At 49.6% G+C, this 25,576-nt stretch carries 24 protein-coding genes, 1 pseudogene and 1 riboswitch; of the genes and pseudogenes, 10 read left to right on the plus strand and 15 right to left on the minus strand.

Features of this window, described 5'->3' with window-relative positions; all coding sequences use genetic code 11:
* Window positions 1-72 precede the first annotated feature (72 nt).
* The 4 genes from rfbD to DDT56_RS15180 form a co-directional block, all read right to left on the minus strand.
* Window positions 73-918 carry a dTDP-4-dehydrorhamnose reductase gene (rfbD, locus tag DDT56_RS15165; protein WP_136167278.1) on the minus strand — a complete coding sequence of 282 codons (846 nt, stop codon included), beginning with the start codon at window positions 916-918 and terminating at the stop codon, window positions 73-75.
* On the minus strand, window positions 918-1,451 hold the full coding sequence (gene rfbC, locus DDT56_RS15170) for a dTDP-4-dehydrorhamnose 3,5-epimerase (protein WP_136167279.1): 534 nt from the start codon (window positions 1,449-1,451) through the stop codon (window positions 918-920). The genes rfbD and rfbC overlap by 1 nt, the downstream gene beginning before the upstream one ends.
* 1 nt (window position 1,452) lies before the next feature.
* The gene (gene rfbA, locus DDT56_RS15175; RefSeq protein WP_136167416.1) at window positions 1,453-2,322 is read right to left on the minus strand and encodes a glucose-1-phosphate thymidylyltransferase RfbA; all 870 of its coding nucleotides are present in this window, start codon (window positions 2,320-2,322) and stop codon (window positions 1,453-1,455) included.
* 426 nt (window positions 2,323-2,748) lie between these two features.
* Entirely contained in the window at window positions 2,749-3,183 is a 435-nt protein-coding gene (locus DDT56_RS15180; RefSeq protein WP_136167280.1) for a hypothetical protein, read from the minus strand.
* A 596-nt stretch (window positions 3,184-3,779) separates the two neighbouring features.
* Between DDT56_RS15180 and DDT56_RS15190 the strand changes: the two genes are divergently transcribed.
* The gene (locus DDT56_RS15190) at window positions 3,780-4,340 is read left to right on the plus strand and encodes a DedA family protein (RefSeq protein ID WP_136167281.1); all 561 of its coding nucleotides are present in this window, start codon (window positions 3,780-3,782) and stop codon (window positions 4,338-4,340) included.
* A 64-nt stretch (window positions 4,341-4,404) separates the two neighbouring features.
* Here the strand turns inward: DDT56_RS15190 and DDT56_RS15195 are convergent, their stop codons facing one another.
* The 3 genes from DDT56_RS15195 to DDT56_RS15205 form a co-directional block, all read right to left on the minus strand.
* The gene (locus DDT56_RS15195; protein ID WP_168197636.1) at window positions 4,405-5,244 is read right to left on the minus strand and encodes a sugar phosphate isomerase/epimerase family protein; all 840 of its coding nucleotides are present in this window, start codon (window positions 5,242-5,244) and stop codon (window positions 4,405-4,407) included.
* Between the two features lie 122 nt (window positions 5,245-5,366).
* Complete coding sequence (locus tag DDT56_RS15200) at window positions 5,367-6,650, minus strand: ABC transporter substrate-binding protein (protein WP_136167283.1); 1,284 nt, start codon at window positions 6,648-6,650, stop codon at window positions 5,367-5,369.
* Between the two features lie 15 nt (window positions 6,651-6,665).
* On the minus strand, window positions 6,666-7,844 hold the full coding sequence (locus DDT56_RS15205) for an oligogalacturonate lyase family protein (protein WP_136167284.1): 1,179 nt from the start codon (window positions 7,842-7,844) through the stop codon (window positions 6,666-6,668).
* A 193-nt stretch (window positions 7,845-8,037) separates the two neighbouring features.
* Between DDT56_RS15205 and DDT56_RS15210 the strand changes: the two genes are divergently transcribed.
* The 3 genes from DDT56_RS15210 (at window position 8,038) to DDT56_RS15225 (ending at window position 11,761) form a co-directional block, all read left to right on the plus strand.
* Window positions 8,038-9,630, plus strand: coding sequence for a hypothetical protein (locus DDT56_RS15210; protein WP_136167285.1), 1,593 nt, complete (start codon window positions 8,038-8,040; stop codon window positions 9,628-9,630).
* A gap of 400 nt (window positions 9,631-10,030) precedes the next feature.
* Entirely contained in the window at window positions 10,031-10,933 is a 903-nt protein-coding gene (locus DDT56_RS15215; protein WP_136167286.1) for a sugar phosphate nucleotidyltransferase, read from the plus strand.
* A 519-nt stretch (window positions 10,934-11,452) separates the two neighbouring features.
* Window positions 11,453-11,761: a BrnA antitoxin family protein gene (locus DDT56_RS15225; protein ID WP_210417037.1), complete on the plus strand. Its 309-nt coding sequence runs from the start codon at window positions 11,453-11,455 to the stop codon at window positions 11,759-11,761.
* 86 nt (window positions 11,762-11,847) lie between these two features.
* On the opposite strand, the gene DDT56_RS15230 is transcribed toward DDT56_RS15225, so the two are convergent.
* Complete coding sequence (locus tag DDT56_RS15230; RefSeq protein WP_136167287.1) at window positions 11,848-12,213, minus strand: DUF4751 family protein; 366 nt, start codon at window positions 12,211-12,213, stop codon at window positions 11,848-11,850.
* A 112-nt stretch (window positions 12,214-12,325) separates the two neighbouring features.
* A complete protein-coding gene (locus DDT56_RS15235; RefSeq protein WP_136167288.1) occupies window positions 12,326-13,267 on the minus strand; it encodes an omptin family outer membrane protease in 942 nt (313 codons plus the stop codon).
* Between the two features lie 537 nt (window positions 13,268-13,804).
* Between DDT56_RS15235 and DDT56_RS15240 the strand changes: the two genes are divergently transcribed.
* Window positions 13,805-15,256 (plus strand): M20 family metallo-hydrolase, encoded by a 1,452-nt coding sequence (locus DDT56_RS15240; protein ID WP_168197637.1) that lies wholly within the window; start codon window positions 13,805-13,807, stop codon window positions 15,254-15,256.
* A 174-nt stretch (window positions 15,257-15,430) separates the two neighbouring features.
* Here the strand turns inward: DDT56_RS15240 and DDT56_RS15245 are convergent, their stop codons facing one another.
* The 3 genes from DDT56_RS15245 to DDT56_RS15255 form a co-directional block, all read right to left on the minus strand.
* A complete protein-coding gene (locus DDT56_RS15245; RefSeq protein ID WP_136167290.1) occupies window positions 15,431-16,150 on the minus strand; it encodes a nucleotidyl transferase AbiEii/AbiGii toxin family protein in 720 nt (239 codons plus the stop codon).
* A complete protein-coding gene (locus DDT56_RS15250; RefSeq protein ID WP_136167291.1) occupies window positions 16,143-16,343 on the minus strand; it encodes a hypothetical protein in 201 nt (66 codons plus the stop codon). Before DDT56_RS15250 ends, DDT56_RS15245 begins: the two co-directional genes overlap by 8 nt.
* A gap of 294 nt (window positions 16,344-16,637) precedes the next feature.
* Window positions 16,638-17,246, minus strand: a complete 609-nt coding sequence (locus tag DDT56_RS15255; RefSeq protein ID WP_136167292.1) for a plasmid pRiA4b ORF-3 family protein — start codon at window positions 17,244-17,246, stop codon at window positions 16,638-16,640.
* A 179-nt stretch (window positions 17,247-17,425) separates the two neighbouring features.
* Between DDT56_RS15255 and gndA the strand changes: the two genes are divergently transcribed.
* The 5 genes and pseudogenes from gndA to DDT56_RS15275 all read left to right on the plus strand — a co-directional run bounded on the left by gndA (window position 17,426) and on the right by DDT56_RS15275 (window position 21,688).
* Complete coding sequence (gene gndA, locus DDT56_RS15260; protein ID WP_136167293.1) at window positions 17,426-18,832, plus strand: NADP-dependent phosphogluconate dehydrogenase; 1,407 nt, start codon at window positions 17,426-17,428, stop codon at window positions 18,830-18,832.
* Window positions 18,833-19,013: 181 nt separating this feature from the next.
* A pseudogene (locus DDT56_RS15265) lies at window positions 19,014-19,738 on the plus strand (PRD domain-containing protein).
* Window positions 19,739-19,879: 141 nt separating this feature from the next.
* Window positions 19,880-20,038, plus strand: coding sequence for a hypothetical protein (locus DDT56_RS24410; RefSeq protein WP_168197638.1), 159 nt, complete (start codon window positions 19,880-19,882; stop codon window positions 20,036-20,038).
* A gap of 196 nt (window positions 20,039-20,234) precedes the next feature.
* Window positions 20,235-20,771: a type IV toxin-antitoxin system AbiEi family antitoxin gene (gene abiEi, locus DDT56_RS15270; protein WP_136167294.1), complete on the plus strand. Its 537-nt coding sequence runs from the start codon at window positions 20,235-20,237 to the stop codon at window positions 20,769-20,771.
* A complete protein-coding gene (locus tag DDT56_RS15275) occupies window positions 20,768-21,688 on the plus strand; it encodes a nucleotidyl transferase AbiEii/AbiGii toxin family protein (protein ID WP_136167295.1) in 921 nt (306 codons plus the stop codon). The genes abiEi and DDT56_RS15275 overlap by 4 nt, the downstream gene beginning before the upstream one ends.
* Window positions 21,689-21,987: 299 nt before the next feature.
* Here the strand turns inward: DDT56_RS15275 and DDT56_RS15280 are convergent, their stop codons facing one another.
* The 3 genes from DDT56_RS15280 to DDT56_RS15290 form a co-directional block, all read right to left on the minus strand.
* Window positions 21,988-22,848, minus strand: coding sequence for a GHMP family kinase ATP-binding protein (locus DDT56_RS15280; RefSeq protein WP_136167296.1), 861 nt, complete (start codon window positions 22,846-22,848; stop codon window positions 21,988-21,990).
* A complete protein-coding gene (cobD, locus tag DDT56_RS15285; RefSeq protein ID WP_136167297.1) occupies window positions 22,841-23,914 on the minus strand; it encodes a threonine-phosphate decarboxylase CobD in 1,074 nt (357 codons plus the stop codon). Before cobD ends, DDT56_RS15280 begins: the two co-directional genes overlap by 8 nt.
* Window positions 23,915-24,013: 99 nt before the next feature.
* Window positions 24,014-25,072 carry an NAD(P)-dependent alcohol dehydrogenase gene (locus DDT56_RS15290; RefSeq protein ID WP_136167298.1) on the minus strand — a complete coding sequence of 353 codons (1,059 nt, stop codon included), beginning with the start codon at window positions 25,070-25,072 and terminating at the stop codon, window positions 24,014-24,016.
* 239 nt (window positions 25,073-25,311) lie between these two features.
* Window positions 25,312-25,489, plus strand: a riboswitch (cobalamin riboswitch).
* Window positions 25,490-25,576 lie beyond the last annotated feature (87 nt).

Below are 25,576 nucleotides of genomic sequence, written 5' to 3' on the forward strand. Positions count from 1 at the left end.
ACTCTCAACTTTTCAAGTTGTTGTGTCAGATCTGGTCGCGACTAATACAACTAATATTGTCTAGGTCACAGGCTAAATGGTTGTTTCTAAACTTTCTTCCCAGCCTGATAAATTGATACCCAGTCCCTTTATTTTTTCGCAGGCTAATGTTGAAAAAGCAGGGCGATGGGCTGGAGTAGGGTATTGCTCCGTTGTTATCGATTTCAGCGTTGGGATTTTAGCCACAATTGATTTTTGTTCTGCAACTTTAAAAATCTCTTCAGCAAACTCGAACCAACTCACCTCTTTATTCCCACAGTAATGGTAAATTCCGCTTTCAGCTTTCTTTTCTAGTAGTCCAATAATTGCCAGAGCCAGATCTCCAGCATAGGTTGGGCATCCACGCTGATCGCTGACAATACTTAGCGTATCTCGTTCTTTGGCCAGTCTGAGCATGGTTTTGACGAAATTATTGCCGTACTCGCTGAATACCCATGCGGTACGAACAATGATTGCATCGAGCGCGACTTTAGTTACCGCCTGCTCGCCTGCAAGCTTGGTTTTACCGTATACGCTTAAAGGATTGGTCGGGCTAGTTTCGCTGTAAGGTTGTGTCGCTTTGCCGTCAAAGACATAATCAGTGGATACATGAACCAGGCGTATCTGTTGTTTACCCGCCACGATAGCCAAATTTGCCGGGCCTGTTACATTGATTCGTTCCGCCAGCTCGGGTTCTGATTCCGCCTTATCAACTGCGGTATAGGCAGCCGCGTTTACGATGGCATCAGGTTGAAATTGCTTTATCGCACGTTCAACCTTTTCAATGTCTGTGATATCCAGCTCATCTGCATCAGTTGCCCAGATCTGCCAGTCTCTAGGTAACCTATCCTGAAAACAACGACCCAGTTGGCCTTTTGCACCGGTGAGTAATATTTTCATTATTTCAAATCCTTGAACAGTTTCCCCTGTTTATCTTTTTCAGACAGCAGAGGGTTTGACAGCGGCCATTCAATACCAATTTCAGGATCGTTCCACAGCAGGCCATCTTCGTGAGCCGGGTTGTAGTAATCTGTGCACTTGTATTCAAAATCAGCGATATCAGAGAGCACCGCAAAACCATGCGCGAGTCCCGGTGGCAACCAGAATTGCGTTTTATTTTCTTCCGAAAGGATAACTCCCTGCCATTTACCATAAGTGGGTGAGTCAGGACGGATATCAACGGCGACATCGAAAACCTCTCCACGCACAACCCGTACCAGTTTTCCTTGCGGATTGATCCGTTGGAAATGTAGCCCGCGTAATACCCCTTTACCTGAGCGAGAATGGTTATCCTGCACAAAATCCAGGTCGATGTTCAGCATTTGCTGATAACGCCGTTTTTCGAACGTTTCCAGAAAGAATCCGCGGGCGTCGCCAAATACTTTCGGCTGAATGATTTTGGCTCCGTGAATTTTGGTATCTATGATTTGCATATTATTTTTCTGCGATCAGTTTTATTAAATATTGTCCGTACGGTGTTTTACTCATAACGGATGCACCTTCAGCAACTTGCTGACGGGAGATCCAGCCTTTGCGGTAGGCGATTTCTTCGAGGCAGGCGACCTTCAGCCCCTGACGTTTCTCAATAGTGTGAATAAACTGCGAGGCTTCAATCAGGCTGTCATGCGTACCGGTGTCCAGCCAGGCAAATCCTCGACCCAGTAATTCAACAGTCAACAAACCTTGTTCTAGATACATTTGATTAAGCGTGGTAATTTCCAGTTCACCCCGATGAGACGGTTTTATCTGGCGCGCCATTTCCACCACATCTTCGTCGTAAAAGTAGAGCCCGGTTACCGCCCAGTCGGATTTGGGCTTGATAGGTTTTTCTTCGATAGATAACGCTTTGAAATTTTCATCAAATTCAACCACGCCAAACCGTTCGGGATCCGTTACCTGGTAGCCAAAAATTGTCGCTCCTTTATCTTGAGCGACAGTCGCTTCCAGTTTTTTGCCGAAGCTCTGACCAAAGTAGATATTGTCACCGAGAACCAACGCGCAGCGTTCGCCATCAATAAATTTTTCGCCGATAAGAAAAGCCTGAGCAAGACCATCCGGGCTGGGCTGAATAGCGTAATTCAACTGAATCCCGAAGCGACTGCCGTCGCCCAAAAGACGCTGAAACGCGGGCATGTCTTCTGGCGTGGTGATAAGGAGTATTTCGCGAATACCCGCAAGCATTAAAACAGAAATAGGGTAATAAACCATGGGCTTATCATAGATTGGCAGTAACTGTTTGGAAATGCCGCGAGTAATGGGATACAGCCTTGTACCTGTTCCGCCAGCTAACACGATACCTTTCATCATCGTACCTTAAGTGTTTTATCAATACCCAAAGTTATAAACGTGACAGTATATCTCATGGCACCAGAATTGTCTGATGTGGCGGAAAAAACCTATGCTTAGTGATTAAATTTTGGTTACGAGGGGCAATAATCTTGGCGCTTACTGCAAGGGGGCTGTTGCTCACCTTTCCCCCAACTCCTTATGTAAGTACCCCAACAAACCTATACTCCCCCTATATCACAGCAACACAAGGCATAGTCATGGCCGATCTGGCCCACAGCATTACGGAATGCGGCTACCGGGTGCTGTTTATCGGTAAGCGCCCGGATATCTCATCTGGTTAGTGTTTTATCAACATATTGAATGGAGTTAGGAACGCGAAGCACGATGAGAAGGTTTAAAAAACCGTTAACAAGTTAAGTTAACGGTTTTTTAATTAGGATATTATTGGTCTAACTTGTCTGGATCGAATCCCCACCTTTTTTTAACATCATTCAGCCATTCTTGGTCTGAGGCCGTATTGTTTCGTTCTAGAACTTCTAGCAGTGGATAAGCGGTAAACATTGTCATATTTCCGTTTACCATTAATGGAACATCTGTGGGGCCGCTATATTTCACTTTAAACAGAGGAAAATTATTCTCATCTACGCACCATACAGAAACTAATCTTCCATTACGCAATTTACAGTAATTAATGACCATTGGCTGTAAATAGGTATCCATCATAAGAATAATCGAACCACCGGGCATTGGGGAACGCATTTTAGTTGTATAGTGGGTTTCAAAATACTCAATGGCACCACCCTTTTTTACGTCTCCGAACTTTATGGCACAACCAGATAGTAATAAGCCTATAATTAGTGAAACAACCAATCTCATAATAATTCCTTAAAAAGCTTGTAAAGATTTTTTTACCACACACTCTAACAATAATGCTGTGCGGCCGGCAGAATACCACTAATGAATTTAGAGCTCAAATTATTACTAATTAACCTATAGAGAAGTAATTTTTTAATTTTGTTTGCCATATGTTAAAATACAATTTGGACGATAATAATAAACAGGAGGTATAGATTGAGATCGAAATTGGGATAGTGAATGATAAAGCGCTGCTGTTAGGAATGCTGTTTGAGATACCTTTACTTGCTAAACTGAGAACGTATCCCGCCGTTCGATACTGATGCTGCGCGCTACTATGCCGATTTGGCTGTTACAACGAAGAATGGCGGAAGAGGATTCCCTCCGCCTGACGGATATAACGCAGCCATTGTCACTTCTCGAAAATTTATTGTGGCATCCTGTAATACATCCCTTTATGAAGTCGGCGGCGTGAAAGTGCTTAATCCTTGGGATAAGTAAAAAAACACGGTTACCATGATTCGGCGGAAAATATTCCAGCATGGTGGTTTTAGCCAACTCCTTACCCCCCAAAAAGCCTATACTCCCCCTATATCACAGCAACATAAGGCATAGCCATGGCCGATCTGGCCCACTGCATTACGGAATACGGTTACTGGGCGCTGTTTATCGGCTGTCTGGCGGAAGGGGAAACCATCACCCTGCTGGGCGGCATTGCGGCGCATAGCGGATTGCTGTACTGGCCGTGGGTGATTACGGTGGTGGCGGTTGGCGGCACATTGGGCGATCAATTACTGTATTTTTCCGGTCGCCGCTACGGCGATCGGATTATCTCGCGTTTGAAAGGTCAGCAAAAATGTATCGCCCGCGCCCAGGAACTGATTGCCCATCATCCGATGCTGTTCGTTATCGGCGTGCGTTTTATGTATGGTTTTCGCATCATCGGTCCGGCTCTGATCGGCGCCAGTCAACTGCCCCCAGCGCGCTTTGTGCCGCTCAATATCTTCGGCGCCATACTCTGGGCTTCTCTATTCGTTATGCTCGGTTATTTTGGTGGCCAGACGATTGAAAACTTTATTAGCGTCTTCGATAAAAAAATCTCCGCCTTACTGTTTGCGGTGCTGGTCATCGCCGTTATCCTGTTGTTGCGCCACTGGTGGCGCCACCGCGGCGTTTGATAAAAACGGCTTCTTAATTTTGGAGCGAGGGTAAACGCCGGCCTTACGAAGCTTTACCGGAATATTATAAAGGCAAAACAGATATTGCCTTACAACTACGCAACTGCTGAATAAATGCTCCAGCTTTGTTAATAACCGTTTGGGCGGAAGGCAAATTCAGGCATTCCAAGGAAATATACCCCTGATAGTCTGATTGTTTCAGCGCCTGGTAGATAGCCCCGAAATCAATATGGCCGTAACCGGGGAAGTGACGATTGGAATCAGCAAAGTGGACATGCTTTAGTTTATCGCCCATATGTTGTATGGCTTCACTAACGTTGGGGTCTTCAATATTGGCATGAAAGGTATCCCATAAAATACCAACCTGTGATGGATTATCCATGCTGTTTAAAAAATCGGCCATGGATGACGCACTATTCAGGTAAGGCGCTTCATAGCGATTAAGTGCTTCAATAATTAATGTGACGCCCGCCTGTTGGGCTAGGTTAATGCAGGGTTGCAATGAATCAGTGAGCCGATGGCAGTATTCTTGCTCGCTTAAGCCATTTTCACCGCAGCGTAAAGATCCTATTGTCACATGGGAATGCAGAATTGCGGCGGTATCGATATGTTGGAAAAGTCGCTCCTGAGTACGGCATACCATGTTTTTATCAGTGGAGATTAATGATAATCCCTCCTTTTTATGCGCTTGTCCGGTCGCTATGGTCGAACAGGCCAAATTGCGTTGCCGCAGATTATCGCTCAAGGCTCTAATGTCTGTATCCTGATAATTGGATATACATATTTCGACAGCATCGAATTCGTTATTTTTTAACCAATCCAAACCTGCGTAAAAATCTCGCGTTAGAAAAGACGAGAAAGCAGCATCATACTGATAGGTTAATGTAGCACTGAATTTAATCATGCTGAATACCTTAAATATATTTGTAAAAATAACTCCGTTTCTCAAAATGAATATCATCACGTATCATGAAAAGCGGAGTTATTATGCTATCTGGATATGATTTGTATTCGTTAGTTGAATCGCTATTCGCGCATGGCGCGTTTCAGTATACGATCGCTTCCTTTAGAGAAATGTTCCGCAGCTTGTTTTACCGACATGCTTCCCTGATCGATAGACTGAATAGTTTCGTGATACAGCGCGACAAACTGCGGGTTGTCAAAATGTGGTGATGTTGCAATATCATGAGGCAATTTCATTGATGATTTGATGCCTGAAACCACAATGCTGTCATCTTTAATCGTGCCATCCAGCACAAGCTGGTTATAGGCTGTCTGACTTAACGGCACTCCACGCTCCAGTCCCATTGCCTTGACGCCGGCAGGGTCGTTCATCATAAAGTTAATCAATAAGGCCGCTTCTTTTGGATGTTTAGTGTTTTTCCCAATGCTGAACATCATCGTCGGTTTAAAGAATAAACCAGCGTCTTTAGCTCCCGGTAGCATAAAGAAATTACCCAGTTCAAGTTTATTATAAGGGGGTTTAAGGTTGTTTTCGTACATGATGGCGTTAGTATTCCACATGTATACTCCGCCCCACTTTCCTTCAATCCAAGGGCGCATTTCCCAGGTGTTGGATTTTCCATAAGAGGAAAGGATGCGCATTGATGGGAATACATGGCTATCAATCAGATCTTTATACAACTGGAAAAATTCAACCCACTGTTCCGACGAGTAGTTGAATTGTTTTTTTTCTTCATCAATGGCGGCAATATTATATTTTTGCACCATATAGGACTGTAGCAGCGTCAGCGATTCCATATAATCCAGAACCAGGGGATAATAATTATCTCCTTTTTTCTGGAACGCTTGCCCGGCGGCCTTTAATTCATCCCAGCTATTGGGGTAAGCGACGCCGGTTTCCTCCCACAATTTTTTGTTGTAGTAGAAGCTACGGGCGGTTGCGGCAACGGGGATGCCGTTTAATTTTCCATTTATGGTTAATTGCGCTCGTGATTGGTTATCATACTGCGTCAGATCCAGCACGTCCGCAGCCTGGTTAAGATCGTAGAACCCATTGCCGTCCTTGGAGAAAATAGGTAGCCAGTTCCAGTTTGTCTGGATAACATCTGGTGCGTTATTTCCGGCAATCTGTGTTGTCAATCGGGATAAATAGCCTTCCCAACCGGCATATTCCGCTTTCACATTAATGTTCGGGTATTTTTCTTCAAACGCTTTTATTGCCGAAAGGGTTGCCTGATGGCGGCTATTGCCTCCCCACCAGGAGAATCTGATTTCAACGTCCTGCGCCCACGTCATTGCTGGTGTCAGGGATAATAACGCGGTTGCCAGTGTGAGCATTTTAAACATAATGACGCCTCGTAATTATTGGTTTATAACGCGTAAAATAGATTCAGGTATGGCTGCAAGGTAGAGCGCGGGTTTGCCGTGCATATCAGAAGAGAACAGCACGTTTTTTTCATCGGGTGTAAATGAGGGGTGAGGGTGGGTTACCTGCCGATCACCGTCGAGTACGCGCCACGAACTGCCGTGTTTAGCTATTTTATGTACCTGTCTGTTGTTGATATCGAATAGATACAAAAAGGGATCCGTTTCATCGCTGTAGCCTTTATTATCCGCGATATCAATGGGCCTGCCTGAGCCATCGCCCACCACTAATGAGCCATCGTGATTACTCATCACGTGCGAGCAAGGCGGCATGGCAATCAGTTTTTCATCCACCATGGTTTTCGGGTTTACCCGGCTCAGGTACCGAATCGGGCTGTCTTTGACATAGGTGACATAGAGTAGGGCGGAGCCGTCCGGCACCCAGAATTCATGGGTATAGCTCTCTTTTTCTGCTGGTTGTTTGGCTTTACGAATGTTGCTGCCATCCTCATTCATAAACCACATCCTTGCGTCAACCATATCCAGCGGGCCTTCGTGGCAGAATGCCACCGTATTGTCATCGAATGGACGATAAATAGGGTGTCCCAGCCATTGATTTTCCTGGAGGAGCGTATTTGCTTCGCCGGTTCGCAAATCAATTCGAATAAGCCGGCATAACGGATTTTCCAGATAAAATTCCTTAAAAATATTCCAGTCGCTAATGGGGCGCCAGTCATCGCGATGGATTTCAATACCGACCAATTTTGTACAATCGGAGTTAGCGACCCAGGTGCCGTATCCGACCCATTCATCTGGAACCTGATAAACAGAAATTTCATCTAACGTGGTCAGGGTTACGCGCATTAAATTACGTTCACCCTTCACGTAATATAAATATTTTTCGTCAGGCGATAAGAAGCCGCCAAAGGTGTTATCGCCGGGGCCTTCGGTTAATTGTGTGGCGTTTTTTTTCTCAATGTCTAATAAATAATAGTTTCGATTGCCACCGAACTCGGCGGCAAAGATTAATTGTTCCCCCTGATTAAGAAAACATTTCTGATAAAAATAATTCCGGTGACAGATTACATCAGGCGGCGTCAGGCGAATGATGTTTGATCCGGTGTCTTCATCAGTATATTGATAGTAGTCCAATGTGGTGACGGTGCCTTTTGCCATATTGATTTCCCTTGGTGTTGGTTCGCAAAATTTCGCGTTTTAATTGTTGTGCATAAAATAAATTGATATGTGAATCACATTTTTAATTCTGATTTCAGCAGTGTGACTGACGATTGAAGCATACTGACGCCAGTTTTATTCTCTGCTGACTATTAAGGTTTACGTTGTCCTCTTATTACGTTCAGGGCTAAAAATGGGAAAGCATATTCCACTGGCTTTTTTAGAAATAAACTCCCCGTTAATTTGGCATTGGCCCTATTTTCTTGATGCCATGAGGATCATAAAAAAACATAATTTCAATGGGTTGATCATCCATCAGCAATCTCTTTTATCTTTATTGGCGAAACCTTCAAAACGATGCCGTCATCAAACGATTGAACACCTCCTCCATGCCAGAAATAACACGTTATATTACCTGCAGAAAATAGAAAAATTTTGCCAAAAAAATCACATTCAGCTTTGGCTGCAGGGTGAGGCAATACCGGACGACAATGATATCCGGCGTAAATTCCCCGAATACTTTGTTGTTGAATCAGAAAAAAGCGAGATTGATTTCCTGCATACTTTTTTCAGTGAAACGATCCCTGAAATTCTAAGTCATCTGTCTGTTGTCCGAGGCGTTCGTCTAAGTTTGCAGACCCCCAAAGTTAATGCCGCCGAATGGAAACAAGCGCTGCAGTCGCTGCATTGTCAGTTGCGAACCCAGGGCAAAAACCTGGTGCTGCGTGACTACCGGGATAAAGAGTGGCCGCGCCAAATGTTGAAAACAGCGCTGGATGCGTTGCCGGAGGATGTCAGGGCATCTCTGAAAGCCACCGAACTGGATTACCGCCCGGGCTTCGCAAATAATCTTAATTTGACCCGGTTGGCCGGGTGTCGCAAATGGCTGGAGTTCGATCTTTGGGGCATTGAATATGGCTGGACTCTGTTGCCCTGCTGCCTGCTGGATGAACTGCAAAACCGATTGAACTGGGCCAGTTCCGTTGCGGGACCCGAGTTGGAGGCGATTACTGTCCGTATCAACTGGGAGTGGATACCCAACAGCCCATTGCCTGAATCGGTTAACGATATCAACCTGTTCGGTCTGGCTCATCTGAACCGGCATCCAGATGCGAACCCGCACGCTATTTTTGCCCTTTGGCTGCAGGAGCACAGTGTTAAGCCGCTTTCCCATCAAGAAGTTGACGAGCTGTTTTCCATTTTTACCGCCAGCCACGAGTGGATATGTAAAACGCCTAATCTGCTGGGACGTTTGTTGCATCATCATAGCCAACTTCCTTACGATTTTGATCAGGCGCTGCAGTTACTGCATATGGACACGCGCAGCGCCAATTGGGCGCAAGCCTTCCAGCCGTTAATGCCGTCAGAAGATCCCGAGCTCGGTATGCAACAGATGCAATTAATTAAGCTGGAGACACAGCAATCTACGTTTCTTGCCAACCATCTGCGATCCAGAATTTTACAACTTCTCCCTACGCTTCCGGTTAAGGACGCTTTCAAAACTACGCTCATTCAAACCTGGGAGCGGGCGCACTGGTACACTCGTGCTTTTAGCTGCGCAACCAATGCTATTACCTTACGGCTTTGGATGAGAAAATATGGCGAACAGCCCGATTTACAACAGCAGTTCCGCCAATATATACAGGATATGCATCATTATGCCGTCGACCTTGAAAACTGGTTCGAGTCGCAAGGCGATAATACCCATCCCTATATTTTTAAAATTCTACTAGATCCGAACCGGGTCATTCATCTGGCTGAAAGCCTGCAACAGGATGAACCTTAAAGTTGTCATCCATGCACTGCCTGATTTCTGTTGATCTTAATGGATCCGCTGCGGCTGTAAATTGTCATTTCCCCCTGGCGACGGCAGTAAAGGGGAGACTTGGTTCGAACGGTGATGGTCATCACATGGATGAAATAAAATAAGAGAGGCTGGTCACATTAGCAGCACTATGAAGTGTGATGCTCGACGCACTTTATTTTGCGCCTCGCCCTCATGTCTTTTTCCTCATGAAGCTTCGGTCTTCTCTTACGGATAAACCGCACCAGAATTGTCCGATGTGGCGGAAAAAACCTGTCTCGGCGATCGCTTTGCCCAAGATTAGGTGTAATCTTAATGTTATGCGTGACACAGAGGTTACTGTGTTACCAAGTGAAAACAACCTGATGAAGAGAATCCATTCATGACATCATTGAAAGCCGTTATCCCTGTTGCTGGTTTAGGGATGAATTTGTTGCCGGTGACCAAAGCGATCCCGAAAGAAATGTTGCCGTTGGTTGACCGTCCGGTAATTGAAAAAATCGTTAACGAGTGCGCCAATGCGGGTATCAAGGATATTGTGCTGGTTACCCATGCGTCTAAAAATGCGATTGAAAACCACTTTGATACCTCTTTCGAGCTCGAATCCCTGCTGGAAGAGCGCGCCAAGCGGCAACTGCTGGCGGAGGTTCAGTCCATCTGTCCGAAAGGCGTGACCATTATGAACGTGCGGCAGGGTGAAACCCTGGGTTTGGGCCACGCGATTGCCTGTGCGAAACCGATTATTGGCGACTCCCCGTTTGTGGTGGTGTTGCCGGACGTGGTGCTGGATGAGAGCACCGCCGATCAGACCAAAGATAATCTGGCGTTGCTGATTTCGCGTTTTGAACAGACGGGGCGCAGCCAGGTATTGGTAAAACACCGCCCTTATGAAGTCTTGCCGGAGTATTCCGTGGTTGAATGTGAAAAGCCGCTGGTCAATGCGGGGGATGCTTCAGCCATTACTTCAATGATTGAAAAGCCGGAAGCGCCTTCTGCCGCGGGTTCGGATCTTTCGGCGGTCGGCCGCTATGTGTTGACCGCGGATGCCTGGCCGTTGCTGGCTAAAGCCGTACCCGGCGCCTGGGGCCGCATTCAGCTTACCGATGTTATTGACGAGCTGATCCACACTCAGCAAGTTGATGCGGTACAGATAGCGGGTAAAAACTTTAACTGCGGCCGTAAGCTGGGTTACGCGCAGGCGTTTATTTCCTATGGTTTACGCAACCCGGAACTGGGTGCGGCATTTAAGGAAAGCATTAAGGCTCTGTTAGCGAAGCAGGCCTGATCCACTCTCTCCGCGTAGCGTTTGTCGCGTAGATCCTTTCTGTTATTTCCGCATTACTTCGGTGCAGGTGAGAATCTCTCCTGCACCGATTTGATCAATGAATGCCAATCCACAGTCTCTTTCTTTTAAACGGTGCGTTTAAACCTTTTATTGCCATTTATCATGCGTTGATTCGAATCGACGGCCGCGGCAGGAAAGTGCGCATAGGCCAAATAGAGTTTGAACTTATATTTTTTGTTACTACAATAATTGTATGAAAATGGAACTCATCTGGGACGAAAACAAGCGTGTCGCGAATCTCAAAAAGCACGGTCTGGATTTTGCGGACGCACATGAGGTTCTGGGGGGCACGTTACCGGTTGGATTTGCCTTCTTTTCGTAACGGAGAGGCGCGTATTCAATCCCTCTCCTACGTCATGGGCTGTCTGTCCGTGTTGTCATTGGCCCATGTTGAGCGCGATGGAGTCACACGAGTTATCAGTTTCAGGAAAGCAAACGACGCAGAATACGAGGTGTATCATGAATGGCTCGAAAACCAATGATATGACGCTGGATGAAGTTATCGCCGCCGTCCGCGCCATTCCTCCGGAGAACCACTATGTGTGGGATGGTCAGGACGAGGACGACCGCCCCATGACGGCGGAAGAGAAGAAGGCGGCGCTGGCCGCAATCAGGAAGCCCGGCAGGCCGAAGGGCAGCGCCAAGACCACTACCACTATCCGGCTTGATGACGAGGTGCTCGAAGCTTTCCGCGCTACGGGAAAGGGCTGGCAGACTCGCGTGAATGACGTTCTCAAGGAATGGCTGGCAACTCATCAGGAACGGTAGGTTTCGTGCAACTTTCATCGCAACGATTAAAGGAGACGCCGCCGGGCGTCTCCTTTATAGCAGTATAACTACATCAATCATTGTTTCTATTCATCAAACCATTCGGCAAAACTACCCTCATAAGCTTGGTTATCGCCACTGATATAAGCAATATTGGTGTCAGAATGACCTTTGGCAACATCGCCATTGGGGGAGTGAAAGAAGACATAATCTTTAATCGTGGCCTGCCATTGCGTGCCGTCGGCGGTAATATAATTGATGATGCTGTCTTTATGGCCTTCGGCTTTTTTTCCCTGATGCCAGTGGAAAAAAGCATTGCCATTGTCGACGACTTCTGCAAACCACAGTTTGGGGTCGTTCCAGGATTTATAGGCTATAAATTTACTTGCCGTTTTTACCGTTCTATCCGATAAAAGCTGGTTTACGAAAACGGGCTTGGTATATTTTCCCATTGCAATTACCTCTATGATATATGAATTATTCTCGTTTTCGGCGACTTTCCTGGTCGCCGTCGTGCTACAACTCGAAACCTGTTGCTTAATTTCTTAACCCCGGTAATGGCGGCTAGAAGGTATATTTAACGCCTAAAGACAGGGTGTAATATTTATTATCCAGCCCGCTCCAGTCACCATCGAGATACTCGGTTTCTCCTTCTTCTCGCCACTCCATACCGCCTCTGGCTTCCTCATAACGACTGTAGGAGGCTTCAGCATAAATTTTTGTTTGCGGATAAATATAATAACCGGCGCTAACGGTAGCGGAGAGATGGCGGGCATTACTTCCCTTATTACGTATGGTCAAGTCCCTGGCATAGTGTTCATCATTGCTTTTCCCTTCTACCCAGTCGCTGAATTTTAGCAGGCCGCCAAGTTCGAAGTCCTGATAGCGCCATAAACCAATTAGCCCGATATAAGGCATGCTGTATTTTTGCTGGTAGCCGATTATCTTGTAGCTGTTGGGGTAGGTGAAAATATCCTGGCCGTTATCGTAGTTGAACTCGCCGCCGTACGCCGACCAGCTAAAGGCGGTTCTCTGATAGCCGAAAGTCGCGCCAACTTGGTAATCAGGAGCTTTAACCAGCCAGCCAATGATATTCACATCAATTTCATTGGCATAGTTCAAATCGGTTTTAGCGTGATGGCTCCAGTGCGACCAGCCTGATTTACTGTCGTCAATCCAGTCATAATCGTCCATGGTGCCGTCGCCGGAGGAAAGCGTGGTCCAGCCGCGCAGTCCTGCGCTAAGGCGGGGCAGAATATCGTAACTCAGGTCGGCTTTCAGAATAGCCGCGCTGTTGATTTTCCAGTCCAGTTCACTGGCTTTTTTTCCGCCGTTATCCGGGTGATAAATCGACTCCTGAGACTCTCCGGATAAAAATCCCAGTGCAATACCGCCGGTTAATTTATCCTGGTAAAAGCGCTGGCTCTTTTCATTAGCATCCGCGACGGCATATGCGCTAACCATCAGTCCGCCGGTCAGGCTGATAATGGCGAGTAATTTTTTCATTTTTTATTCCTGTGCCAGTATGGTTATTTAATGTTACAACCGTGTAACAAAGCCCGGATGATATATATCCGGTAAATAAAAAATATAGTTATAAGAAGGTAAATATTATCTTCCCTTATTTTTGGCGTGTTGCCTGCTCTTGATATGGTTTATTCAGATTAATGAAATAGAATAATATTTCTATCACCTTTTGTCTGATTTAATATTCACCCCCCCAGGTGCGATGTATTTATTTTTTTTCTAATGGGAATATGTGGTCAGACAGGGGGCGGCAGCAAATAGCACTGTTGGCGTGAAGCAGAAAGATAAAGGTCATTAGTGAGGATGTTCACCCCCTTGGTTTTATATAACCTATTGTTTTTTCGATAAAGTATTGTCTTCACATGGCTATCTCACCCCCCTGGTGATAAAAATAGCGGGCTGGCGGGGGGTGAGACCGATTTTATATTCACTCTGTGACTTGATCACGGTAAACGTTTCGCTGCACAGGTAATTGATATAGTAGAAACATTTCCTCATTCAGCGATGGGCGTTGTTATGAATAAGTTGTTACAGGCTTTGGATGAAAAAGAGGGCAGGGTGATTGAACTCCATCGTGAACTGGTCTGCCGCCCGGCGATTAATCCGGAGCATGGTGGTGAGGGGGAGGAAGTTAAAGCGCGCTGGATCGAAAGCTGGCTGTATCATAACGGTCTGTGTCGGGTACAGCGCATGGATTCGCTGGATATCCGGGCGCATAAAAAGCTGCGGCCAAATCTGGTGGCGCATTATTTACCGCCCGGCTGTAAGCGCACGCTGTGGATTGTGACGCATATGGACGTCGCGGCCAGCGGTCCGCTGGAAAATTGGGTCAGCGACCCCTTTACGCTGCGGGTTGACGGAGACCGGCTATATGGCCGTGGGGTTGAAGATAATAATCAGGGAATGGTCTCCGCTTTATTGTTGCTGGAAACGATAAAACAATTAAATATCTCTCCCCCGATGGGGGTGGGCGTGATATTCACCAGCGCCGGTCTTACCGACTATACCAAGGGTATCGGCCATGTTCTGAATAAAAGCCCTAATCTGTTTCGCCCGCAGGATCTGATTGTGGTGCCGGATTATGGCAACGAAACCGGCACTATTATCGAGATCGGCGAAAAACGTAATGCCTGGGTGCGTATTGATGTGCGAGGCAGGGAATATCATGCCGGTTTTAGCGAGGGACCAAACTGTTTTGAAGCGGCGGCCTTGTTTATTTCTCGTCTGAAGCATATTCGCAAACGCTACGCTTGTCCGGATCCTTTTTTTATTCCTCCAACCTCCACCATCACGCCAACGCATGCGGAAACCAACTGCACCGGGATAAATCACGTCCCGGCGAATTTCATTTTTTATCTGGATATTCGCCTGATGCCGAACTGCGAGCTTGAACAGGTGGTGCAGGAATTGCAGCAGTTGGCGCTGGTTATCGAGAAAAGAGAGAAGGTTTCTTTTGCCTTCGAATATGTGGAGATTACCCCGGACGCTCCCGTCACCTCCGGTAACGCTCCAGTGGTCCGCACGCTTTCCGACGCCATAGCGAAAGAGCTTAACGTGACGCCTCGCCTGGTGGGCGTTGGCGGCGTGACCATGGTTTCCGTGATCCGTTCGTTGGGGTTGCCCGTGGCGGTATGGGGGATTCAGCAATCCGCTAAAAATCAGACCAACGAAAGTATCAGCATGAAAGCGCAACTGGCCCAGACGCGCGTATTTGCCCGCGTGCTCTATGCTCCGTTGCTGAAAGATCAGTCCGTTGCCTGCCGGGAGCGGGTAAACGGAGGCGCCGGGAAGATCACGCCCGCCGAGCAGGCCGTCGCCGCCCTGGTGGGGGTTGGCATAAATAACGAGCAAATTGGTGAACAGCTTAATTTAAGCGTAAATACTGTACGTACGCATCTGAAGAATTTGTACCGTAAAACGGGCGCCCGCAACCGGCGTGAGCTGCAACGACTGTTTATTCTGAAGTAGCGAGGCGGCCGGCATTTTGCGTAATGCCCGCAGGCTCCCCGCCCGCGCGGGGAGCTGATTTTCGACGCCGAGCCGCCATCGGGTAGGTCCCTGCCTACGGCCGCAGGGACGACGGGGAAGGGCCGGGCTCCTAGAGATACGGGGAATATATATGGCGAAATTTCAATGCATTACTCAGTATTTGTATAAATAGCCGTCAGGTTCGGGCCGAGAAAAGTTTAAATTTAACGCATTGATGATAAGCGATTGATTCTCGATAGATATACGCAGATTAAGCATGCATTTTTCAAAATAAGTTTGCTCATTGTTCAGCATGGTAATCGCGGCCTGATAAGACTTATCAACAGATATTCCATACGCAGTTCGTGCTTTTTGCCAGGCGCTTTCAGGGATAGTTCCCCAGTGCGATTGCATCATTGCCAGATCGATAATGTCTTTGCTTTGTGTCGCCTTGTCTAATCCTCGATCGGCGTTTGCCAGCAGTTTTGCGGCGAAGAGGTCTGAGGGTCCAAGCGTTGGGACGCCTGAAATGCGTCCGCCAGGGGATAGATCAAGTCTTGATTCACTGACGAATTCAAGCCTTATTGGTTGGTCATCAACGTTAATTCTGCCTCTGATTCCGTATTGATCTTTTCGTATATGACCGATAGTAGTAATTGGGGTTGAAAATAGCGGGGAGAAATTATCTCCGTAAAGCAAGGTGCGTAACTTACTATAACCTTCACGAGATGAGCACAGAAAATCGATATCTACCGATTCTCTGTATTCATTGAGCATCATCACTATCGCCGTCCCACCAGCAAAGTAGCAGCAGGCTTCATCCAGAAAATCATGGGAGAAAGCGCCAAGCACTTTCGCTATGCGATTATGGTGCGCCAGACGGAATTCAGACATTTAAAAACCCGTTACCCAGCTCTTCAGACAAACGTTTAATCAATCGCCGCTCATGCGGCGTCAGCTTGTCTTGTTCGATGTACTTCCAATTGCGCTCATAGAAGCTAAGCGCCTCACGATCGTCAAACTGAGTGTCTTGAGCAAGATACCAGGCACAAGCCTTCATTTGAGGGTAATCGGCAATTTTAATCATGCGCACCTCCACTTGGGTTATTCATTATACAACCACGCCGATAAGCCTTCAAACTTCAGGCATCCGGGCAGGATTGGCGCAGCAATCATTCTTTTAATTGCTAAGGCAGTCGCAAAAATTACCGATTTCGTTATCGTTATGCTTGATCCAAGTAGTTCCCCGCCCGCGCGGGGAGCTGATTTTCGACGCCGAGCCGCCATCGGGTAGGTCCCTGCCTACGGCCGCAGGGACGACGGGGAAGGGCAGGGACGACGGGGAAGGGCAGGGACGACGGAAGTCCCTAGTCGACGTCTTCTAGTCGAACCACGTCTGGTAACGGTCTCTCGTCCAGCGTGTGTAGAGAAGTAAATTGTCGTTCACCTCGCCGGGGTCAAATTGCTCAAAAATATCCGGCGCAATCTCGAGCAGTTCAGCCGGAATGCCCAACCATTCCAATGTTTCTTCATAGTCTTCATGGGCGGGGTCCTGAAGAATACCGAGCAGATTTTCATAGCCGGGTATGCCGCCGCAATCTTCCGGCGGGCAAACGCGCTCTCCATCCAGGCAAAATAGCCAACCGTCAAACTCGTCCGGCTTGTAGTCGCTGTCTTCCAAAATGATTTCGTGTTCCCAACCGTCGCCAAAATCATAAAGGTAAGTCAGGGTGTTGCTTCTGCGTTTCAGTAACTCGTTAAGGCGATAGAAACCTTCTTCTTCCCCTTGTTTCGGCTCTTCCGGCTGTTCGGTAAAACGTTTTTTGCCGAAGGAAAACTGATGAAGGTGGTTGTCTTCCCATCCCATCACGATTTGCAGCACGTCATGCAGCCGATCGAGCGTAATGGAAGAGGGAACCACGAAGCGTCGCCAGATGGCGGGCTTCACTCCGCGAAGACTGACTTTAAGCAGATAAAATCTTGTATCCATGGATGCCTCCTTTCTGCGTATAAAAAAGGTATCGAAGATAGTATGGTAACCATGAGCGGCTATCAAACCAATCACTATTCACCCGCCGCAAGCTGAGTTACCATGTTGGCCTGCTTTTAATTGCCTGCGGGGATGATGATCGCGGCAGGCAGGTTACCTTTCAGACGGGAGTTGCTTTAATGTCCAAACAGCAAATTGGCGTTGTCGGTATGGCGGTGATGGGGCGTAATCTGGCGCTGAATATCGAAAGCCGTGGCTATACCGTTTCTATTTTTAACCGCTCGGCAGATAAAACTGACGAAGTCGTTACCGAAAATCCGGGTAAAAAACTGGCGCCTTATTACACCGTTGAAGAGTTTGTCGCATCCCTGGAAAAACCGCGCCGTATTCTGCTGATGGTTAAAGCCGGAGAGGCGACCGATAAAACCATCGAGTCGCTGAAGCCCTATCTGGAGAAAGGCGATATCCTGATCGACGGCGGCAACACTTTCTATAAAGACACCATTCGCCGCAATCGCGAGCTGTCCGCCGAAGGGTTTAATTTCATCGGCACCGGCGTTTCCGGCGGTGAAGAGGGCGCGCTGAAAGGGCCTTCCATCATGCCGGGCGGTCAGAAGGAAGCCTATGAGCTGGTGGCGCCGATTCTGGAAAAAATTGCCGCGCGCGCCGAAGGCGAAGCCTGCGTGGCCTATATCGGCGCCGACGGCGCGGGTCACTATGTGAAAATGGTGCACAACGGTATCGAGTACGGCGATATGCAGCTGATTGCCGAAGCCTATTCGCTGTTGAAGCAGGCGCTGAATCTGGACAATGAAGCGTTGGCCGCCACTTTCTCCGAGTGGAATAAAGGCGAACTGAGCAGCTATCTGATCGAAATTACCGCCGATATCTTCAGCAAAAAAGATGAAGACGGTAACTATCTGGTTGACGTCATCCTGGATGAGGCGGCGAATAAAGGCACCGGTAAATGGACCAGCCAAAGCTCGCTGGATCTGGGCGAACCGCTCTCTTTGATCACCGAATCGGTGTTTGCCCGCTACCTCTCTTTCCTGAAAGATCAGCGCGTGGCGGCGTCCAAAGTACTGACCGGTCCGGCGGCCAAACCGTTCGACGGCGACAAGGCCGAATTCGTGGAAAAAGTTCGTCGCGCGCTGTATCTGGGTAAAATCGTCTCTTACGCGCAGGGTTTCTCGCAGTTGAAAGCCGCGTCGGAAGAAAACGACTGGCATCTCAACTACGGCGAGATCGCCAGGATTTTCCGCGCCGGCTGTATTATTCGCGCCCAGTTCCTGCAGAAAATCACCGATGCCTACCACCAGAAAGCGGATATCGCCAACCTGCTGCTGGCGCCGTATTTCAAGCAAGTGGCGGACGAATACCAGCAGGCGCTGCGTGACGTGGTGTCTTATGCCGTTCAGGCGGGCATTCCCACCCCGACCTTCTCGGCGGCCATCGCCTATTACGACAGCTACCGTTCCGCGGTATTGCCCGCCAACCTGATTCAGGCCCAGCGCGACTACTTTGGCGCGCATACCTATAAGCGTACCGATAAAGAAGGCGTATTCCACACCGAGTGGCTGGAATAACCTCGATCTTCGTTCCCGTCTTCCCGCGTCCCTGGCTTTAGCGTCGCCCCTGCCTCTTCACCGTCGTCCCTGCCTCCTTCACCGTCGTCCCTGCGGTAGTAGGCAGGGACCCGCATTTGATGGGGGCGCGGCGCCGCCTTTCCCTACGCGCCGGGCGATATCCTGAGCCGAGATGACAGTGATGAAGGTTGAAAAAATATTAAGCAATAACGCCGTCCTGCTGATGGGGGAGGATAACCGGGAGATTGTCGCCATTGGCAAAGGCGTCGGATTTGGCAAAAAAAGCTGCGGCTGGACGTGCAGGAAACCCTGTTTCTGGCGCTAAGCGATCATATTAATTTTGCCGTTCAGCGTCATAAAAAGGGGCGGACGATTAAAAACGCCCTGCTGTGGGATATAAAACAGTTCTACGCCAGCGAATATGCGGTGGGCCTGGAGGCGTTATCGTTGATTCGCTCCCGGCTGAATATCGACCTGCCGGAAGATGAGGCGGGCTTTATCGCTCTGCATTTGGCCAACGCCCGGAATAACAGCGATATGCACAGCACCATGCAAAGCGCCGGCATTATTAAAGATATCCTGACGATTCTGAAATACGATCTGCACATTAAATTTGATGAAAACTCACTGGATTATCATCGTCTTATCACGCATCTCAAATTTTTTGCCTTACGCTTGTTGAATCGTAATACCGTGAGTCACGGGGACGACAGTATTTATCGGGGCATTAAGGAACTGATGCCGCAGGCATTCTCCTGCGCTCTGAAAGTGTATGACTATGTGGAAAAAAACTATCACTGCCAGCTGACCACCGATGAAATCATGTTCCTGACCATCCATATCAACCGCCTGCAAAAGCACCCATGGCCGCTGCCCGCCGGCGCGGTCTCTCCGTTTTATCAGTAAGCCGTCCGTATCGCGACAGGAATAAGTAGGCGAATGTAACCAACTGTTTATCTGCGTCTTTTCAGGAAAATTCCGCATTGCCCGCTTATTGGCTGCCTCCTATGATTCGCCTGGTGAAGTCCCAATAAAACAGAGGTAAACATGAGTCGTATTTTTAAAATCATCGGGGTTGTTGCTTTGATTACCGCACTAAGCGGTTGCCTGTTTCCGCCTCCGGGCGGCGGTGGCGGTCATGGCGGAGGCGGCGGTCCGCACGGCGGCTTCCAGGACGTGCACGGCGGCCCGGCAGGCCCGCGTTAATTTCTGTTGTCGCATAACGGATAAACGCCGGATAACGATATCGTTATTCGGCGTTTTTTCACTAAAAAATCCATTTCTTTATCTGAACCTCTATCGGTCTACATAAAATTATCAAAAAAGATAATTTTATGTAGATCATATAAGTTGTGTTATCTATGATATCAGTAGGCGCATAGTAGAAATTAAAAGGTGCGGGATGACACAGCAGGAACTTCGTACGGTATTGCAGCAATGGGATAAACATGGCGAGTGGCTTTTCACGATTAATGAACTCGCGCTTATGTTTCCCAACGAAACGCGTTCCCAGTTACGGCTTTCATTGCATAGGCATGTTGAAACGGGGGCATTGATTCGTATTTCCAAAGGAGTGTATGCCAATGGTGATGCGCGCTCGCGACCTTTTTATGTTTTGGAGGCTATTGCACAAAAGCTACGTGCGTATGAGATGAACTATATTTCTCTGGAGTCCGCATTGTCGGAATATGGACGTATTTCTCAGGTGCCGATAGGATTACTGACTTTAATGACGACAGGGCGTTCAGGTTTTTTTCTTACTCCCTGGGGAAATATTGAGTTTATCCATACCAAGAGAACGCCTCCTGCCATTTTGAGCGCCACTTTTTTTTCGCAGGAAAGAAATATACTTTTTGCTACAGAAGAAACGGCTCTGCGTGATTTAAAAGCGGTAGGCAGAAATCTTGACCTGGTTGAAATTCGACAGGAAAAAATATGAGCATGGATAATAATATATTATTGGCAAAGGCGAGAACGTATGCGGAGCACAACCCTTCTTCGTTGGGAGCGGTGATTAAGGAACTTTTGCATTATGATATTATAAATGTGCTCAATAAGCTGAAAGCCTTTGAAAAAGGGATTACTTTCCAGGGAGGAACAGCCCTGCGTCTGGTGTATGGCGGGCGTCGTTTCTCTGAGGATCTCGATTTTGCTGCCGGTCATGATTTTAATCCCGAGCGGGTAAAAGGTTTATCAGCAGAGTTACAGCGATATATTGAACATCGGTATCAATTGTCTTGTACGGTAAAGGAACCTGAATTACGGGGAATGGATGGCGTTGCGGTAGATACCTGGCAACTGGCCGTTACTACACAGCCAGAAAAACGCAATGAGCCCCAGCAAAGGATCAAAATCGAATTTGCCTGTGTGAATGCCATTACTAAAACATTAAGATTTATCGAGCCTGCTTTTGATGCGGAAAAATCATCAAGAACGATGGTACTCGTTGAGTCGGCGGAAGAAATTTTTGCCGATAAAATTATCGCCGCCGGGAACCGGACTTATTTTAAGGCGCGTGATTTATTTGACATTAAATTTCTCAGCGACAGACAAATTACGTTCGATATTCAGCATGTCATTCAAAAGGTAGATGACTATCATATTGATATGCACAGCTTTATTGACAGGCTCTCTGCCTATTGCGAACTGTTGGAGCTTACTGAAGTCGGGGATAAATGGCGGCAGGAAATGAGCCGTTTCGCGACGGCGGAACTGACCCCGGTACTGAATCATCCCGATTTTTGGCCGTCTGCCCGGCGGCAGGTACAAGGCGTGATCATGCAGGCTGTCAGGCAACTTGAATCCTATGTTTCTGGTAATGACGTTAAATCTGATAAAGATATTTTTAAACTTTAATTAAACTCTACACAAAATTATCAAAAAAGATAATTTTATGTAGACTTCTCTGCCTTCAGATGCAGATCCCCGCCAACTACCGCGGGGACGACGAAAAGGTGTCAGTTCACTACCGCAGATACTGTGTTAAACGTCAGTGGTCAAGACACTTTTATTCACCATGTCTTACCCCTCCGTCATGCCCGCAGGTCTCCTCCTACTGACGTATAGGGGGTGACGATGGTGTTATTCGGGGATGGAGGTGGTGGTATTCGCTGGGGACGCCGGGAATATTTATGGCCTCTCCCCGACGCCGCCCATCACCGTACGCCGCCGGCAACCATCGATAACAGATGCTGAGCGGGGTAGTACCGCGTAATACCTCGCTGACGCAGCTGCCAGCGCAGTTTCTCCACATCGTGATAACGGCCGTCGAGCAACAATCCCACCACGCTGCCGCTGTGCGCCACGTTTAAACCGTAAATGCCGCTGGCTTCGACCAGGTCCAACAGATCGCCAAAGCCGGGCTTGGGCAGCGTCCGCTGACTGGCGACGGCGCTGATGACGCAGGCTTCCCCCAGCCGGTGGGGATCCCGCAGTTCAACCGCGCGGCGGAACCGGCGCCAGGCGCGCTCCAGCGCGTCGGCATCGTCCAGCAGCGCCTGCCGGCGATCGCGGCGGTGAAAGTCAAGGGTGTTGAGGGTCAGCGGGCTTTCCAGCAGCAAAATATCCATCCGCGGCTGCCAGCGGCAGGAAATCGCCGTGGCGGCGGTTTGATGATCGAACAGCGTCAGCTGGCGAAACAGGGTGCTGTCGGTCGGCTCCAGCCGAACGCAGAGCGCGGCAATTTCGGCTTCATCCAGCGTTTGTCCGATATGGCGGGCGGTTGCCAGCGCGGTGGCGGCCAGATCCGCCGTGCTGCCGGCCATGCCTTTGGCGACGGGGATGGTGGAGGAGAAATCAATATGCAGGCCGCGCCCGCCGTCCGCGGGCAGGCCGAAGTGCGCGACCACCGCTTCCAGCATGCGGCGCATGCGCGGGCGCTCGGTTAATCCGGGGGGCCCGTCCGTTACCGCGACTTCGCTGAACCAGTCTACCGGGCAGGAGATCAGCTTTTCGCCGCCGAGGATCCACCCCTGCAGCAGTTCGCCGCAGGACGCCGGGCAGCGCGCTTCAGCCATCAGCGAATACCTGGCGCAGCGCGGCGATCAGCCGCCGGTTATCGGCGGCGCTTTTGACGGCCACCCGGTAATGGTCGGCGGTCAGCCCCGGATAGTTGGCGCAGGAGCGGATAAGAATACGCCGTTCCAGCAACGCCTGTTGCAGATCGGTCCGCGGGCGCCGGCAGCGCAGAAAAATATAGTTGGCCGTCGGCCGCCAGACCTGCAGCTCGGGCATGGCGGCCAGCTCCCGGTAAAGCCACGCCTGCTGCTGCGCCAGCCAGCGGCGGGTGGCGGCGATATAGGGCGCGTCGTCCAGCACTATCTCTCCCGCCAGCGCGGCGAAGGCGTTGATGGTCCACGGCTCCCTCGACCGCTTCATGGCAGCAACGGCCGCCCGGTCGCCGCTCGCCAGATAGCCGAGGCGCAGGCCGGGAATGGCGAAAAATTTGGTCAGCGAACGCAGGATATACAGTTGGGGGAAGGCGGATAATTGCGGGATAAAGCCCGTTTCCCGCGGCAGAAAGTCGATAAAGGCCTCATCGATAATCAAGGCGGTATGGCGCAGTCGGCAGCGTTCGGCAACGGCCTGTAGCAGCCCGGCGTCCGGCATCAGTCCGGTGGGGTTATTTGGCGTGGCGATAAACAGGCAGTCGTAGCGGGCGTTGTCCAGCGCGTTCAGCAGCCGGGCGTCGGGTTGAAAACCGTCGGCTTCATCCATGGCGTAGTCGTCAATCTCACAGCCGACGCGCTGCAAGGCGCGCCGATATTCCGCAAATCCCGGCGTCAACAGTAACGCCCGCCGTGGGCGCAGGTATTGCACCACGGCATAAATCAGTTCGGTGGCGCCGTTTCCGGCGATAATATTGTCGGCGGCGCAGCCGTGAGCGCGGGCCAGCGCCGCGTGAAGCGCCCGATACGCCACGTCGGGATAACGCTCGGCGCGCTCAAGCTGGCCGACAATCGCGGTCTTCAGCGTGTCGGGCATCCCTAACGGATTGATATTGGCGCTGAAGTCAATAATCTCACCGGCATTCAGGCCGGTTTTTAACGCCATCTCCAGCACATTGCCGCCATGTTCGCTCATTACGCTCTGATATCCCTGCAATAACTGTGGATGTCAGCGTACCATAAGCGACGGAATGGCGGCTAGGTTGCCCGCGGCGCCGGAGCGGCGGGCGAGAGGTTAAAAGCTGGCTTTCAACGACGCGATATCGATAACAAAGCGGTAGTGCACGTCGCTTTTCAACATACGGTCATAGGCGGTGTTGATGGACTGTATATCGATCATTTCAACGTCGCAGGTAATGCCGTGCTCGGCGCAGAAATCCAGCATTTCCTGCGTTTCCGCAATCCCGCCGATTAGCGAACCGGCGATCGACTTACGTCCCATCACCAGCGCGCCGCTGTGCACCGTCGGCTCAATGGGTTCAATCAGCCCCACCAGGATCAGCGTCCCGTCGCGTTTCAGCGTGCTCAGGTAGGGGTTAAGGTCGTGCTGCATCGGCACCGTATCCAGAATAATATCGAAGCGGTTGGCGACCTCCTTTAACTGCGCCTCATCGGTGGAGATCACCACGTGGTCGGCTCCCAGACGGCGCGCTTCCTGCTCTTTGCCCGGCGAGCGGGTGAACAGCGTGACGTCCGCGCCCATCGCTTTGGCGAACTTCAGCCCCATATGACCCAGACCGCCGAGACCGACGACCGCCACCTTGTCCCCCGGCCCGACGTTCCAGTGCTTCAGCGGCGAGTAGGTGGTGATGCCGGCGCACAGCAGCGGCGCGGCGGATTTCATATCCAGCTTGTCGGACATGCGGAGCACGAACTTGTCCGACACCACAATCCGTTCCGAGTAGCCGCCGAAGGTCGGCAGGCCGTCGTGGCGATCAACGCCGCCGTAGGTGCCGGTCGGCCCTTCAACGCAGTACTGTTCCAGCCCATCTTCGCAGGCGTCGCAGCTTTGACAGGAGTCCACCATACAGCCGACGCCGACCCAGTCGCCCTCTTTAAACTGCTCCACCAGCTTGCCGACGCTGACCACCTTGCCGACGATTTCATGACCGGGAACCACCGGATACCGGCTGTTTTTCCACTCGTTGCGCGCCATATGGATGTCGGAATGGCACACGCCGCAGTAGACGATATCGATCGTTACATCGTTGTCCCGCGGATCGCGGCGCACGAACTGATGGGGAACCAACGGGCTGCTCGCGTCGAGAGCAGCAAAGCCACGTATATTTTGCATTGCAATTTTCCTCTTTGTTTTTGCACCATATCAAGAGATCGAATTGAAAACTCAGTATGATCTGGCGGTAATGATTCACGTAATTTAGCCAACAGCCGGGTCAACAAGCATCTCCGAGCCTGTGCTGAGTGAGTAAAGTAATAAATAGTAAGATAAACAGCAAAAATACAATTATCGCCGTCAGGTGAATGTCGCGATGGGCATCAGAGCCGTTGACGCGCCGGAGTTGTGGTATTGGACCCGCCGCGTCGCCAGTTAGTTCAATGATAACCCATTACGATCGGGAAGGAGGTGCAAATCCTCCGCAGCCCCCGCTGCTGTGATGCCGACGAACCCGTTAATACCACTGATCGACCGATCGGGAAGGAGCGGGGGAGGATGACGCAGAGCCAGAAGACCGACCTGACGATAACGCCCGCAGCCACCGGCGTTAACGGCGATTCAACTCTTTCGGCGGGAAATGAGTTGTCATCCGATACGCGCGGCGGCGGCGTTGCGTGTCCC

The organism is Brenneria corticis, assembly GCF_003115855.1.
Lineage (GTDB): Bacteria > Pseudomonadota > Gammaproteobacteria > Enterobacterales > Enterobacteriaceae > Brenneria > Brenneria corticis.

Coding starts and splice junctions, on each gene's coding strand:
- rfbD (WP_136167278.1), bottom strand. CDS start 918: ATGAAAATATTACTCACCGGTGCAAAAGGCCAACTGGGTCGTTGTTTT.
- rfbC (WP_136167279.1), bottom strand. CDS start 1,451: ATGCAAATCATAGATACCAAAATTCACGGAGCCAAAATCATTCAGCCG.
- rfbA (WP_136167416.1), bottom strand. CDS start 2,322: ATGAAAGGTATCGTGTTAGCTGGCGGAACAGGTACAAGGCTGTATCCC.
- DDT56_RS15180 (WP_136167280.1), bottom strand. CDS start 3,183: ATGAGATTGGTTGTTTCACTAATTATAGGCTTATTACTATCTGGTTGT.
- DDT56_RS15190 (WP_136167281.1), top strand. CDS start 3,780: ATGGCCGATCTGGCCCACTGCATTACGGAATACGGTTACTGGGCGCTG.
- DDT56_RS15195 (WP_168197636.1), bottom strand. CDS start 5,244: ATGATTAAATTCAGTGCTACATTAACCTATCAGTATGATGCTGCTTTC.
- DDT56_RS15200 (WP_136167283.1), bottom strand. CDS start 6,650: ATGTTTAAAATGCTCACACTGGCAACCGCGTTATTATCCCTGACACCA.
- DDT56_RS15205 (WP_136167284.1), bottom strand. CDS start 7,844: ATGGCAAAAGGCACCGTCACCACATTGGACTACTATCAATATACTGAT.
- DDT56_RS15210 (WP_136167285.1), top strand. CDS start 8,038: ATGGGAAAGCATATTCCACTGGCTTTTTTAGAAATAAACTCCCCGTTA.
- DDT56_RS15215 (WP_136167286.1), top strand. CDS start 10,031: ATGACATCATTGAAAGCCGTTATCCCTGTTGCTGGTTTAGGGATGAAT.
- DDT56_RS15225 (WP_210417037.1), top strand. CDS start 11,453: ATGAATGGCTCGAAAACCAATGATATGACGCTGGATGAAGTTATCGCC.
- DDT56_RS15230 (WP_136167287.1), bottom strand. CDS start 12,213: ATGGGAAAATATACCAAGCCCGTTTTCGTAAACCAGCTTTTATCGGAT.
- DDT56_RS15235 (WP_136167288.1), bottom strand. CDS start 13,267: ATGAAAAAATTACTCGCCATTATCAGCCTGACCGGCGGACTGATGGTT.
- DDT56_RS15240 (WP_168197637.1), top strand. CDS start 13,805: ATGAATAAGTTGTTACAGGCTTTGGATGAAAAAGAGGGCAGGGTGATT.
- DDT56_RS15245 (WP_136167290.1), bottom strand. CDS start 16,150: ATGTCTGAATTCCGTCTGGCGCACCATAATCGCATAGCGAAAGTGCTT.
- DDT56_RS15250 (WP_136167291.1), bottom strand. CDS start 16,343: ATGATTAAAATTGCCGATTACCCTCAAATGAAGGCTTGTGCCTGGTAT.
- DDT56_RS15255 (WP_136167292.1), bottom strand. CDS start 17,246: ATGGATACAAGATTTTATCTGCTTAAAGTCAGTCTTCGCGGAGTGAAG.
- gndA (WP_136167293.1), top strand. CDS start 17,426: ATGTCCAAACAGCAAATTGGCGTTGTCGGTATGGCGGTGATGGGGCGT.
- DDT56_RS24410 (WP_168197638.1), top strand. CDS start 19,880: ATGAGTCGTATTTTTAAAATCATCGGGGTTGTTGCTTTGATTACCGCA.
- abiEi (WP_136167294.1), top strand. CDS start 20,235: ATGACACAGCAGGAACTTCGTACGGTATTGCAGCAATGGGATAAACAT.
- DDT56_RS15275 (WP_136167295.1), top strand. CDS start 20,768: ATGAGCATGGATAATAATATATTATTGGCAAAGGCGAGAACGTATGCG.
- DDT56_RS15280 (WP_136167296.1), bottom strand. CDS start 22,848: ATGGCTGAAGCGCGCTGCCCGGCGTCCTGCGGCGAACTGCTGCAGGGG.
- cobD (WP_136167297.1), bottom strand. CDS start 23,914: ATGAGCGAACATGGCGGCAATGTGCTGGAGATGGCGTTAAAAACCGGC.
- DDT56_RS15290 (WP_136167298.1), bottom strand. CDS start 25,072: ATGCAAAATATACGTGGCTTTGCTGCTCTCGACGCGAGCAGCCCGTTG.